We start from the raw sequence: 12,408 nt of genomic DNA, 5'->3' as shown, positions 1-12,408 counted from the left end.
CGGGGTGCTTCCACGGTTGGGGCGCGGTGACCCTTGACGTCAGGATGCCAAGCCATGTCCCACTCGGACACGATCGACCGGCCGAGGGCGGCCAACTTCCCCAGCTTCCGCGCCGACCATGTCGGCAGCCTCCTGCGCCCGCAGGCGCTGCGAGAGGCGCGCGCCGCCCGCGCTGAGGGGCGCCTCGACGCCGCCGGGCTGCGCGCGGTGGAGGACGAGCAGATCGCCCGCGCCGTGGCCAAGCAGGAGGAGGTGGGCCTGCGCGCCGCGACGGATGGCGAGTACCGCCGCGCCTACTGGCACTACGACTTCCTCGGCGGACTGGACGGCATCGAGATCTACGAGCCCGAGGACAAGGTGGCCTTCAAGGGCGCGACCCTCGGCCACAAGCTGCGGGTCACGGGCAAGATCGGCTGGAAGCCGAGCATGATCGAGGATTTCCGCTACACCGCATCCCGCACCCGCACGGCGATCCCCAAGCAGACCATCCCCTCCCCCAGCGTCGTTCACTTCCGCGGCGGGCGCGAGGCGATCGACCGCTCCGTCTATCCGCACATGGACGAGTTCTTCGACGACCTGGGCGCGACCTACGAGCAGGCGGTCGGCGCCTTCTACGCGGCCGGATGCCGCTACCTGCAGCTTGACGAGGTGAACATCGCGTACCTCTGCGATCCCCAGCAGATCGAAGGGCTGAAGCGCCGCGGCGAGCACGTCGAGGGGCTGCTGCAGATCTATGCCGGCATGATCAACCGCGCGACGAAGGCGCGGCCGAAGGACATGGCGATGTCCATGCACCTGTGCCGCGGCAACTTCCAGTCCACCTTCATCGCCACGGGCGGCTACGAGCCGGTGGCCGAGGTGCTGTTCAACGCGATCGACGTGGACGCCTACTTCATGGAGTTCGACGACGAGCGCTCCGGCGGCTTCGAGCCGCTGCGCTTCGTGCCGCGCGGCAACAAGGTGGTGGTGCTGGGCATCATGACCAGCAAGACCGGCGAGCTGGAGAGCAAGGACGAGCTGAAGCGCCGCCTGGACGACGCCTCGAAGTTCCTGCCCATGGAGCAGCTGGCGATCAGCCCGCAATGCGGCTTCGCCAGCACCCAGGAGGGCAACAAGCTCTCCGAGGAGCAGCAGTGGGCGAAGCTGCGCCTGGTGGCTGAACTGTCCGAGGAGATTTGGGGCCGCTGAGCCCCGGCGGCCGGGGGTTCTCCCCCGGCCTCCTCACCCCGCGCGGGACACGCCGAGGTAGCGCTCAAGCGCCGCGGCGTCCCCGCGCAGCGCCGCGCTCTCCGCGCGGTGCACCACGCGCCCGCGCTCCAGGATCACCGCCTCATCCGTCACGCCCAGGATCTTGCGGGCGTGCTGCTCCACCACGAGGGCAGAGAGCCCCTCCTCCCGCATGATGCGGCGCAGCGCGGCCAGCACCTCCTCCACGATCACCGGGGCCAGACCTTCCGTCGGCTCGTCCAGCAGCAACAGGCGGGGGTTCAGCACCAGCGCCCGGCCGATGGCCAGCATCTGCTGCTCCCCGCCCGAGAGCTGGTCGCCGCCGTTCCGGCGCCGCTCCCGCAGCCTGGGGAAAAGGCCGTACACCCGCTCCACGTCCCATGGGCCGGGGCGAGCGACGGCCGTCAGGTTCTCCTCCACGGTGAGCGAGCGGAAGATGTTGCGCTCCTGCGGCACCCAGCCGATGCCGGCGCGCGCCCGGCGCTCCGGCGGCAGGGCGGTGATGTCGCGCCCGGCCAGCACCACGGTCCCGGCGGAGCGGCGGGTCAGCCCGGCGATGCTGTTCAGCAGCGTCGTCTTGCCCATGCCGTTGCGGCCGAGCACGGCCAGCGAGCGTCCCTCTGCCAACGTCAGGTCGATCCCGTGCAGCACCGCCGCGCCGCCATAGCCGGCGGAGAGGCTGCGGACCGCCAGCAGATCAGTCATGCCCGCCCTCCCCCAGGTACACGGCGCGCACCCGGGGATCGGCGGCCACCTCCGCCGGCGTTCCCTCCATCAGCACCGCGCCGGACACCAGCACGGTAATGCTCTCCGCGAAGCGGAAGACCAGGTCCATGTCGTGCTCGATCAGCAGCACGGCCACCTCGCGCGGCAGGGCGCGGATGGCGGCCAGGATGTCCTCCCGCTCGGCCTCGGGCACGCCGGCCGCAGGCTCGTCCAGCAGCAGCACGCGGGGCCGGGCGGCAATGGCCAGCGCAACCTCCAGCAGGCGCTGGCGGCCATAGGGCAGGTCTCCCACCCGCCGCCCCATCGCGTCGGACAGCCCGAAGCGGCCGAGGATCTCCGCCGCTTCCTTCGCCACCGCTCCCCCATGGCCCAGGGGGCGCCACCACCCCCCGTCCAGTTCCATGCGACGGGCGACGGCCAGGGAGACGCTCTGCAATGGCGTCAGCTCCGGGAAGAGCTGGTTGATCTGGAAGGTGCGGGACAGGCCGCGCCGTACGCGGCGGTCCTGCGCCATCCCCGTCACCTCCTCACCGCCCATCAGGATGCGCCCGGCGCCCGGGCGCAGCACGCCGGTCAGCAGGTTCACCAGCGTCGTCTTCCCCGCGCCGTTCGGCCCGATCAGCGCGTGGCGCGCGCCCGGCGGGAGGGAGATGTTGACGTTGTCGGTCGCGAGGAAGGCCCCGAAGTGATGGGTCAGGCCCAGTGTCTGCAAGGCGGGCGTCACGGTGCAGCCCCCTCGGCCGGGCGGCGCAGGCGGGCGATCCAGGCGCGGGGGCGCTCCCGTCCCAGCAGCACCAGCACCACCAGCAGCGCCCCGATCCAGAACTGCCAGTATTGCGGCGTGAGGCTGGAGAGCAGGTCCTGCATCAGCTTGAACACCACCGCCCCGACCAAGCCGCCATAGAGCCAGCCCACGCCGCCGATCAGCAGCACCAGCAACCCATCGGCTGAGCGCTGGAAGGAGAGCACGTCCAGCGAGACGAACTGCGTGACCTGCGCCAGCAACGCCCCCGCAACCCCGGCCAGAGCGGCGCCAATGGTGTAGGCCGCGACCAGCCGCCGTCGCAGGGGAATGCCGAGCGCCGCAGCGCGCAGCGGGTTGGCGCGGATGGCCCGCAGCGACCAGCCGAAGGGCGAGAGAGCGATCCGCCTTAGCAGCAGGAAGGCCAGGAACAGCACCGCTAGGGCGTAGGCGGCGCCCACATGTCCCTCCAGGTCGAACTCGAACATGCCCAGCAGCGGCCCCACCACCATGCCCTGCAGCCCGTCCGCTCCGCCCGTCAGCCCGGTGAAGCGATTGGCCAACTCGTGGAGCACGGTGGCGAGGCCGAGAGTCACCATCAGCCGCGTCAGGTCGCCGCCGCGCAGCACCAGCGGCGCACCGAGCAGCCCCAGCACCCCCGCCGTGCCGCCGCCCAGCAGCAGGCCCAGCGTCGGGTCCTCCCACCCGCGGGAGGCGGCGATGCCGGCGACATAGGCGCCCCAGCCGAAGAAGGCGGCGTGGCCCAGGGTGAGGATGCCGGCATATCCGAGCACGAGATCCAGCGAGAGCGCGAAGAGGGCGATCACCGCCACCTCCGCGATCAGCGCGGCCCTTTGCGGGAACAGGGCGTAGGCGGCGAGCACCGCCACCCAGAAGGCGATCTCCGCCGGGCGCCAGCGCGCCAGCCCCGCCAGTTGCCGGCGGGCGGCGTCCCGATCCGGCACGCTCATCGGACCCCTGCCCGCCCAAACAGCCCCTGCGGCCGCCAGACCAGCACCGCCAGCATCACGCCGTAGATGATGAAAGCGCCGAGCGAGGGCAGGTAGTACTTGCCGGCCACGTCCGCGATGCCGAGCAGGAGCGAGGCGAGGAATGCGCCAGGGATGGAGGCGGTGCCGCCCACCGTGACGACGATGAGGAAGTAGATCATGAACCGCAGCGGGAACCCGGGATCAAGCCCGAGGATGTCCGCGCCCAGCGCCCCGCCCAGCCCCGCGAGGCCGGAACCCACCGCGAAGGTGACGGTGAAGATCAGCCCCACGTTGATGCCCAGCCCTCGCGCGACCCGCGAATCATCCACCGCCGCCCGGAGCTGGCTGCCGAAGCGCGTGCGCGCCAGGGCGAGATGCAGCGCCAGCGCCACGGCCCCGCAGAGGCCGATGACCAGCAGCCGGTAGATCCCCATGCCGACGCCCGCCACCTCGATCCGGCCGCGGAGCGCTTCCGGGATCCTGATGAACTGTTGGCTCGGCCCCGCGGCGTAGTCCACCACCGCCATGGCCATGAAGATCAGCCCCACGGAGAACAGCACCTGGTCCAGGTGGCTGCGCGCATAGACCTGGACGTAGAGCGTCCGCTCCATCAGCGCGCCCAGGGCCGCGGTGGCCAGGAACACCAGTGGCAGCGCCGCCAGGAACGGCACCCCCCAGGCGTTCACCAGCACCAACGCCGCGTAGCCCCCGGCCATGGCGAAGGCGCCATGGGCGAGGTTCACCAGGTTCATCAGCCCAAGCGTCACGGCCAGGCCGCAGGCGAGGATGAACAGCACCATCCCGTAGGCGATGCCGTCGAACAGGACAGTCAGCATGGGGCGTGGATCAGCAAGCCACTCAGCCCTGGGCCTTCGCCGGGTCCTTCACCGCGGGCACGGTGGCGAACTCCACGTTGTAGAGCTCGCCGCCCTGCCGCTCGACACGGCGAATATAGACGTTCTGCACGATGTCGCGCGTGGTGGCGTCGATGCTGACCGGGCCGCGCGGGCTCTCCCAGGAGAGGCCCTTCATCGCGTCGGCCAGGGCCTGGCCCGCGGCGCCGGTGCCCGCCTTCTCGGCGGCCATCCGCAGCAGCGCCATGCCGTCATAGCCGCCCACGGCCATGAAGTTCGGCCGCATGCCAGCAGCCTCGCGGAAGGCGGCGACGAAGCGGTGGTTGGCCTCGCTGTCATGCGCTGCGGAATAGTGGTGGGAAGAGATAACGCCGAGTGCCGGCTCGCCCATGCCGTTCAGGATGTCGTCGTCCAGCACGTCGCCCAATGCAATCAGGCGGATGCCCGCCTCCTTCAGCCCGCGCTCCGCGAACTGCTTCATGAAGATGGAACCGACGCCGGCGGGGACGAAAACGAAGACCGCCTCCGGCGCCGCGTCCCGCGCGCGCTGAAGGAAGGGGGCGAAGTCCGGGTTCGCCAGGGGAACGCGCAACGCCTCCGCCACCGCCCCGCCCGCGGCGCCCAGGCGCTGGCCGAACCACTTCTCCGCATCCAGCCCGGGGCCGTAATCGGAGACCACGGTGACGGCCTTGCGGATTCCGTTCTCGGCCGCCCAGCCCGCCAGCGGCACCGTGACCTGCGGCGTGGTCTGGGAGGTGCGGACGACGAAGGGCGAGGCCTCCGTCACCGTCGCCGTGGCGGCGGACATCACCACCATCGGCACCCGCCCGCGCGCGGCGATGGGGGCCGCAGCCAGGGCATGGGGCGTGAGGACGAAGCCGGCCAGGGCCGAGACCTTCTCGTTCACCACCAGCTCCTGCGCGTGGCGGCGGGTGGCGTCCGCCGCGCCGCCGTCGTCGCGCAGCAGGATCTCCACCGGGCGGCCGGCGAAGGCGGGGTTCTGGCGGGCGTAGAGCCGCACCGCCGCCTCGACCTGCTTTCCGGTGGAGGCGAAGGGCCCGGTCATGGACAGGATCAGCCCGATCCGGAAGGGCGTACCCTGCGCCAGCGCCGGGCGGGGCAGCACGGCGGCTGCGAGCGGCAGGCCGGCCGCGCCGGCGAGGAGGGTGCGGCGGTTCATCGTTCTCTCCTTGAAGGTCTCAGGGCCTACTTCGCTTCAGCCTTGTAGTACGGCGGGCCGCCCCGGATCGACCCCCGCGCAGGCGCGCCAGGCCGCAGTCGCCTATGCCTGGGTATTGGCCGGCCTGGGGCGAACGCCGAGGATATGGGCGATGGCATGGGTCAGCTCCGGGCGGTTCAGCGTGTAGACGTGGAACTCGTCCACGCCATTGGCTTGCAGCGTGCGCACCTGCTCCGCCGCGACGACCGTCGCGACCGTGCGGCGCATCTCTGGGTCGTCCTCCGTCCCCTCGAACATCGCGCCGAGCCAGTCCGGCACGCGCGTGCCGCACATGGCGGAGAACTTCACGGCCTGGGCGAAGTTGGACACGGGCATGATGCCCGGCACTATCGGCGCGGTGATGCCGGCCGCTAAGCAACGGTCCAGGAAGCGCAGGTAGGTTGCGGTGTCGAAGAAGTACTGGGTGATCGCCCGCGTCGCGCCCGCGTCCAGCTTGCGCTTGAGGTTGTCCAGGTCGTCCTCTGGGCTGCGCGCAGAGGGATGCGTCTCAGGATAGGCGGCAACGGAGATCTCGAAATCAGCGATGCGCCGCAATCCCGCGACGAGGTCGCTGGCGTGCTCGTAGCCGCCGGGATGGGGCGCGTAGTCGGTGCCGGGGGGCGGATCGCCGCGCAGCGCCACGATGTGGCGCACGCCTGCCTGCCAGTAGCCGCGCGCGACCTCATCCACCTCCTCCCGCGTTGCGCCCACGCAGGTCAGGTGCGCGGCCGGCACGAGATCCGTCTCGCTCGCCAGGCGCGCGACGGTGGCGTGGGTGCGGGCGTGGGTGCTGCCGCCCGCGCCGTAGGTGACGGAGACGAAGCGTGGCGCGAGCGGCGCCAGCCGCCGGATGCAGGCCCAGAGCTGCTGTTCCAGCGCCTCCGTCCTCGGCGGGAAGAACTCGAAGGACAGGAGCGGCGGTGGCTGGTCGGCGCCGCGCGCCGGCAAGGGACCGATCCGTTCGCCAGCCAGCCAGCGCGGCAGCTTCGGTGTCGGTGTCAGCATGGCCATGTTGTTCATGGTGCGGTCTCCCTTTCTCGAGCCGGCCCAGATCCGGGCGGCGAACGATGCGGGGGCCGCGCCGTGGCACGGCCCCTCGTTTCCGGTCAGGCGAGCGCCCGGGCCGCCCTCGCCGCCGCCACCATGTTCACCAGGGCGGCGCGGGTCTCCGGCCACTTGCGCGTCTTGAGGCCGCAATCCGGGTTCACCCAGAGCTGCTCCGGCGCCAGGCGCGACCGCGCCGCCTCCAGCAGCCCCGTCATCTCCTCCACCGCCGGCACCCGGGGGGAGTGGATGTCGTAGACGCCCGGGCCGATCTCCGCGGGATAGCTGTACTCGGCGAAGGCGCCCAGCAGCTCCATCTTCGACCGCGCCGTCTCGATGGAGATCACGTCCGCGTCCATGTCGCCGACGGCCGCGATGATGTCGTTGAACTCCGAGTAGCACATGTGGGTGTGGATCTGCGTGGCGTCCGCAACGCCCGAGGAGGCGATGCGGAAGCACTCCACCGCCCAATCCAGGTAGCTCTTCCAGTCGCCGCGCCGCAGGGGCAGGCCCTCGCGCAGGGCGGCCTCGTCGATCTGGATGATCCTCGCGCCCGCCCTCTCCAGGTCCACCACCTCGTCGCGGATCGCCAGCGCGATCTGGCGGCAGGCCAGTTCCCGCGTCACGTCGTCCCGCACGAAGGACCAGTTGAGGATCGTCACCGGCCCCGTCAGCATCCCCTTCATCGGCCGGTCCGTCAGGCCTTGGGCATACCCCCACCAGGCCACCGTCATCGGCCTCGGGCGCGACACGTCGCCGAAGAGGATCGGCGGGCGCACGCAGCGGGAGCCATAGGATTGCACCCAGCCATGCTTCGTGAAGGCGAAGCCGGAGAGCTGCTCGCCGAAGTACTGCACCATGTCGTTGCGCTCGAACTCACCGTGCACCAGCACGTCGAGGCCGATCTCCTCCTGCCAGCGCACTGTGCGGGCCGTCTCCTCGCGCAGGAACCCCTCGTACTCGGCATCCGTCATCGCGCCCTTGCCGTGCGCGGCACGGGCCTTCCGCACCTCCTCGGTCTGCGGAAAGGAACCGATGGTGGTGGTCGGGAAGGCCGGGAGCCCCAGCTTCTCCGCCTGCAATGTCCTGCGCGCAGTAAAAGCCTTACTCCGGCGCGCCATGGCCGCGTCCGCGAAGGCCAGCCGCGCGGCGACGGCCTCGTCGTGGATCCTGGGCGAGGTCTTGCGGGAAGCGGCCGCGGCGGCGGAGGCGGCGAGCGCCTCGGCCACGCTTCCACGCCCCTCGTTCAACGCGCCTGCGAGGACGGACAGTTCCTCGAGCTTTTGCACGGCGAAGGCGAGCCAGCCTCGCACCTCCCCGTCCAGCTCCGTCTCCTGCGCCAGGTCGATCGGCGTGTGCAGCAGGGAGCAGGAAGGGGCGAGCACGATGTCGCGCTCCCTCGCCACCGGCTCCACCACGGCCAGGATCTTCTCCAGATCGGCGCGCCAGACGTTGCGACCGTCGATCACGCCGAGGGAGAGCACCAGTGTCCCTGGTGCCTTCGCCAGCACCTCCTCCAGTTGCTCCGGGGCGCGGACCAGGTCGATGTGCAGCCCGGCCACGGGCAGGGCCACTGCTTCGTCCAGATTGTCGCCGAGGCCGCCGAAATAGGTGGTCAGCATCAGCTTCACGGCCGGCACGGCCTTCGCCAGCGCCTCGTAGGCCATGGCGAGCAGGGCGCGGTCCTCGTGCGTGAGGTCCAGCACCAGGCAGGGCTCGTCGATCTGCACCCAGTCGGCGCCGGCGGCGGAGAGGCGCTTCAGCACCTCCTCGTAGACGGGCAGCAGGGCACGCAGCAGCTCCTCGCGGTTCACCTCGCCCGTGTGGCTCTTGCCCAGGCGGATGAAGGTCACGGGCCCGAGCAGCACGGGGCGCGTGTGGATGCCCTGCGCCTTCGCTTCCAGAAACTCGTCCACGATCTTGGTGGAGGACAGGGCGAAGGCTTGCCCCGTGGAGAACTCAGGCACGAGGTAATGGTAGTTCGTGTCGAACCACTTCGTCATCTCGGCGGCGGGCACGTCCACCGCCCCGTGCGTGCAGCCATGGCCGCAATCCGCATGCGCCTCGCCGCCATCCGTCCCCTGGGCGCCGCGCGCTATGGCGAAGTAGGTGTCCAGGTCCACCGGTCCGCCCTTCCAGCCGTAGATGCCCGGGACCGCGCCGACCATGGCGCTGGTGTCGAGCACGTGGTCGTAGAAGGAGAAGTCGTTGCTCGGCACGTGATCCACGCCCAGCGCCTTCTGCCGCGCCCAGGCCTTCGCGCGCAGATCGGCCGCGGCCGCGAGCAATACCCCCCCGTCCGACTTGCCGGACCAGTAGCGTTCCAGGGCAGTCTTAAGCTCCCGGCGCGGGCCGATGCGGGGGAAGCCGAGCGACGCAACAGTGACGGACATAGATCTCGCCTTTTCTGTTCGGACGAGGCGGACAGGCGCGAGCCGTCACCCGCCCGTGCGCCACCGCTAAGCGGAGCCCGGCCGTGCAGGACCTGCGACCTGACCGGGCACCCCGCCGGAGGACTTCAAATGCCGAGGCAGGTCTCCTGGCTCACGGGTCAACGCTTCGGCCCGGCCTTCCCGGCGCCTGGGCGTGAACCCCGGGCGCCAGTGACGCGTGATGGACCTCGGCTCGCCGCTCACAGTTGCGGGGGCAGCTCCGGCCTTGGCGCCTGGGCGCCTGCACCGGATTCCCTCTTAGCCCCGGCACATGTCGCGCGCCGGGGAACCTCGACGTCACCATGTGGCCGAAGCCCGGCGCAGGTGTCAAGCGATATAAAGATATCCTTATGAAGCGCATGAGTTGTGGCGCAAGCGGTGCAGGCCCCGTCGATCCGGCATCCCCGTTCCGCCTGTTCGGGGCTGCTTCGTTCGAAGGCATCTCGTCTCATCCTGCCGGAACCGGCTGCCTGATAGCTGTGGATGGTTGGTCCGACTTCGCCGCGGTCAGTTCAGATTCCGGGCGGTCCGACCTTTCAGCAGAAGGGCCGGTTTGTTGAGGTCAGGGATGGGTGGGGCTGTGCGGGCACCAACGGCTTGTGTTGGGCCTCGGAGCGGGGCGTCTCAGGCATCCTGATCGGTCGATGAAGATCACCCCCGCGCTGGGTAGCGTAGGGTTTGGCCGGCGGACCCTCGTCGAAGGCGTGGCCGACGCGGCTGCCGCAATAGGCGCAATGCACCTCTGCCCGCACCAAGCCATAGGAGCGGTCCTCCGGGTCTCGACGGCGGAGCCGACCGGCGTGTCGAAGCTTAGCCGGCCCGTGGCGCTATCAGACTTGCCGCAGGTCGCGGGAATGACTGCTCCGGTCCATTCACCTAGCGTCAGATCCCCCTGCCCCGGGCTACTCGGCGGCGAGCGCTACGACCTCCTCGGCCCGCATCCACACCGCCGTGTCGTGGAACACGGCACCCCCGGCCGGGAGCGCGGGCTCGTCGCTGGTCAGCACGTTGATGCCGTGCCCGGCGCCGCCGAAGGAAGCGGCGGGCCAGATGCTCTCCACCACCACCGTGCCCGGCGTCTGGCCGGGCACGTGGCGGGCGTGCAGCACCACCTCGCCCCGGGCATTGCCCATGCGCATCAAGGCGCCGTCCGCGATGCCGTACCGCACCGCGTCCTCCGGCGCGATCAGTGCCTGCGGGCGCCCTTCCCGCTTCCGGGCATTCGGCGTCTCGGTGAAGGTGGAGTTGAGGAACTGGCGCGCGGGCGCCGCCACCAGCCGCATGGGCCGCTCCGCCGTCGCCATATCCACCAGCGGCACCCAGTCCGGCAGAGACGGCAGCCGCCCTTCCGTGTCGCCCAGGGCGCGCCAGTCCGCGCGAAAGCGGAACCGCCCGTCCGGGTGCCCGAAGCCGCCGAGGAAGTGAGCCCGCTCGAAGGGCGGCTGCACGTCCAGCCACCGGCGCTCCGTCATCTCCTCCGCGCCCGGGTAACCGGAAGCGCGCAGCGTCGCATCGGCTAGTTCCAGGCCTGACATCCGGAAGGTGGGATCGTTCAAGCCGAGCCGCTGCGCGAGGGCGCAGACGAGGTCGTGGTTGGAGCGCGCCTCGCCCGGCGGCTCGATCACCCGCCGCCCGATCTGGATGTGGCTGTGGCCGCCCGCCTGATAGATGTCGTCGTGCTCCAGGAACATCGTGGCGGGCAGCAGGATGTCGGCGTAGCGCGCCGTCTCCGTCATGAACTGCTCGTGGACCACGGTGAACAGGTCCTCGCGCAGCAGCCCCTCGCGGACGCGATTGCTGTCCGGGCAGACGGAAGCCGGGTTGCCGCTCTGCACCAGCAGGGCGTGCACGGGCGGGCCGCCCAGGAGAGCGACGGGATCGTTCGTCAGGATGCTGGCGATCCGGCTCATGTCCAGTTCGCGCACGGACGGGTCGCGCCAGGCCGTGCCCTCGATCAGCGACTTGTCCCAGGCGTAGATGCCGCGGTTGTTCCACAGCGCCCCGCCGCCCTCGTGCTGCCACTTGCCCGTGACGGTGGGCAGGCAGGTGACGGCGTGCATGGAGGCGGCGCCGTTGCGCCCGCGCGTGAAGCCGAAGCCCGCGCGGATGTAGGCGCGCGGCGTGGTGTTGTAGAGCCGGGCGAAAGCCTCGATCTCCTCCACCGTCAGCCCCGTGATGGGGGCGGCCCACTCCGGCCCGCGCGTGGCCAGGTGTGCCTCCAGCGCCGCCGGGTCGTCGGCGTAGCGCGCCATGTAGTCGCGGTCGGCGAGGCCGTCGCGGAAGGCGAGGTGCATCACGGCGCAGGCCAGCGCCGCGTCCGTCCCTGGGCGCAAGGCAAGGTGCATGTCGGCAGCGGCGGCCGAACCTGTGCGGTAGGGATCGATCACCACCAGCTTCGCCCCCCGCTCCTTCCTGGCGCGGGTGACGTGGCTCATCACGTTGACCTGGGTGGAGACGGGATTGGTGCCCCAGAGCACGTTCAGGTCGGCCCGCGCCATCTCGCGCGGATCCACACCCGAGACTCGCCCGCACCCCGCAGACCAGCCCGCGGCGGCAATTGTGGAGCAAATCGTGCCCTTGCGGCCGGACCACCGCATGGCGTGGCGCAGCCGGAAGATGCCGTCCCGGTTCACCAACCCCATCGTCCCGGCGGAGGAGTAGGGCCAGACCGCCTCGCTGCCATGGCGGGCCGCCACGGCCGTGAGGGCGGCGACCACGCGGTCCAGCGCCTCGTCCCAGGTGATGCGCCGGAACAACCCGCTGCCCTTGGGCCCGTCCCGCAGCATGGGGTGCAGCACGCGGTCGGGATGGTGAACCCGCTCGGCGTAGCGCATCACCTTGTTGCAGATGACACCCGCCGTGTACGGGTTGTCCGCGCCGCGCACCGTGCCGATGGTGCGCTCGTCCAGCACCTCCACATCCAGCGCACAGGTGCTGGGGCAGTCATGCGGGCATACGGAGGAACGGGTCTCGGGCATGGCAGGATTGTTTCGCTCAGTCCGTGGGTCCGGCGCAACAGCTATGAGAGGCGCGTGCCGCTCACCTAGCAGGAAGTGTGCCGTCCAGCGCGATCACCCAAAGGCGGCTGCAGCCCGGCCTGGACCGTGGCGGCCCGGCGTTGCGCTCAGGGCATGAGAACCAGTCACGCCCCTTCCAATCGCTTGTTCGCTGG

Annotated in this window: 10 protein-coding genes and 1 riboswitch; of the genes, 1 reads left to right on the top strand and 9 read right to left on the bottom strand. The window is 70.8% G+C overall.

Features of this window, described 5'->3' with window-relative positions; genetic code table 11:
* Positions 1-54: 54 nt before the first annotated feature.
* Positions 55-1,188, top strand: coding sequence for a 5-methyltetrahydropteroyltriglutamate--homocysteine S-methyltransferase (locus NRP21_RS03555; RefSeq protein ID WP_257714801.1), 1,134 nt, complete (start codon positions 55-57; stop codon positions 1,186-1,188).
* 33 nt (positions 1,189-1,221) lie between these two features.
* On the opposite strand, the gene NRP21_RS03550 is transcribed toward NRP21_RS03555, so the two are convergent.
* The 9 genes from NRP21_RS03550 to NRP21_RS03515 all read right to left on the bottom strand — a co-directional run bounded on the left by NRP21_RS03550 (position 1,222) and on the right by NRP21_RS03515 (position 12,214).
* Complete coding sequence (locus tag NRP21_RS03550; protein ID WP_257714800.1) at positions 1,222-1,932, bottom strand: ABC transporter ATP-binding protein; 711 nt, start codon at positions 1,930-1,932, stop codon at positions 1,222-1,224.
* Complete coding sequence (locus NRP21_RS03545; RefSeq protein WP_257714799.1) at positions 1,925-2,677, bottom strand: ABC transporter ATP-binding protein; 753 nt, start codon at positions 2,675-2,677, stop codon at positions 1,925-1,927. Before NRP21_RS03545 ends, NRP21_RS03550 begins: the two co-directional genes overlap by 8 nt.
* Complete coding sequence (locus NRP21_RS03540; RefSeq protein ID WP_257714798.1) at positions 2,674-3,666, bottom strand: branched-chain amino acid ABC transporter permease; 993 nt, start codon at positions 3,664-3,666, stop codon at positions 2,674-2,676. Before NRP21_RS03540 ends, NRP21_RS03545 begins: the two co-directional genes overlap by 4 nt.
* Positions 3,663-4,523, bottom strand: coding sequence for a branched-chain amino acid ABC transporter permease (locus NRP21_RS03535; protein WP_257714797.1), 861 nt, complete (start codon positions 4,521-4,523; stop codon positions 3,663-3,665). Before NRP21_RS03535 ends, NRP21_RS03540 begins: the two co-directional genes overlap by 4 nt.
* A 22-nt stretch (positions 4,524-4,545) precedes the next feature.
* Positions 4,546-5,721, bottom strand: coding sequence for an ABC transporter substrate-binding protein (locus tag NRP21_RS03530; protein ID WP_257714796.1), 1,176 nt, complete (start codon positions 5,719-5,721; stop codon positions 4,546-4,548).
* 102 nt (positions 5,722-5,823) lie between these two features.
* Positions 5,824-6,780 carry a methylenetetrahydrofolate reductase [NAD(P)H] gene (gene metF, locus NRP21_RS03525; protein WP_257714795.1) on the bottom strand — a complete coding sequence of 319 codons (957 nt, stop codon included), beginning with the start codon at positions 6,778-6,780 and terminating at the stop codon, positions 5,824-5,826.
* An 86-nt stretch (positions 6,781-6,866) separates the two neighbouring features.
* Positions 6,867-9,197 carry a 5-methyltetrahydropteroyltriglutamate--homocysteine S-methyltransferase gene (gene metE, locus NRP21_RS03520; protein ID WP_257714794.1) on the bottom strand — a complete coding sequence of 777 codons (2,331 nt, stop codon included), beginning with the start codon at positions 9,195-9,197 and terminating at the stop codon, positions 6,867-6,869.
* A 119-nt stretch (positions 9,198-9,316) separates the two neighbouring features.
* Positions 9,317-9,545, bottom strand: a riboswitch (cobalamin riboswitch).
* Positions 9,546-9,772: 227 nt separating this feature from the next.
* Complete coding sequence (locus NRP21_RS27990; RefSeq protein WP_408639597.1) at positions 9,773-9,976, bottom strand: hypothetical protein; 204 nt, start codon at positions 9,974-9,976, stop codon at positions 9,773-9,775.
* 162 nt (positions 9,977-10,138) lie between these two features.
* Positions 10,139-12,214, bottom strand: coding sequence for a molybdopterin oxidoreductase family protein (locus NRP21_RS03515; protein ID WP_257714793.1), 2,076 nt, complete (start codon positions 12,212-12,214; stop codon positions 10,139-10,141).
* Positions 12,215-12,408: the final 194 nt, after the last annotated feature.

The organism is Roseomonas populi (assembly GCF_024594815.1).
GTDB lineage: Bacteria > Pseudomonadota > Alphaproteobacteria > Acetobacterales > Acetobacteraceae > Roseomonas > Roseomonas populi.
Note: the sequence above shows the minus strand (reverse complement) of the source record. Positions and strands in the feature narration are given on the sequence as shown.

What these genes read in the sequence shown, in the direction of transcription:
- NRP21_RS03555 (WP_257714801.1), top strand. Translation starts at nt 55, where the DNA reads ATGTCCCACTCGGACACGATCGACCGGCCGAGGGCGGCCAACTTCCCC.
- NRP21_RS03550 (WP_257714800.1), bottom strand. Translation starts at nt 1,932, where the DNA reads ATGACTGATCTGCTGGCGGTCCGCAGCCTCTCCGCCGGCTATGGCGGC.
- NRP21_RS03540 (WP_257714798.1), bottom strand. Translation starts at nt 3,666, where the DNA reads ATGAGCGTGCCGGATCGGGACGCCGCCCGCCGGCAACTGGCGGGGCTG.
- NRP21_RS03535 (WP_257714797.1), bottom strand. Translation starts at nt 4,523, where the DNA reads ATGCTGACTGTCCTGTTCGACGGCATCGCCTACGGGATGGTGCTGTTC.
- NRP21_RS03530 (WP_257714796.1), bottom strand. Translation starts at nt 5,721, where the DNA reads ATGAACCGCCGCACCCTCCTCGCCGGCGCGGCCGGCCTGCCGCTCGCA.
- metF (WP_257714795.1), bottom strand. Translation starts at nt 6,780, where the DNA reads ATGAACAACATGGCCATGCTGACACCGACACCGAAGCTGCCGCGCTGG.
- metE (WP_257714794.1), bottom strand. Translation starts at nt 9,197, where the DNA reads ATGTCCGTCACTGTTGCGTCGCTCGGCTTCCCCCGCATCGGCCCGCGC.
- NRP21_RS03515 (WP_257714793.1), bottom strand. Translation starts at nt 12,214, where the DNA reads ATGCCCGAGACCCGTTCCTCCGTATGCCCGCATGACTGCCCCAGCACC.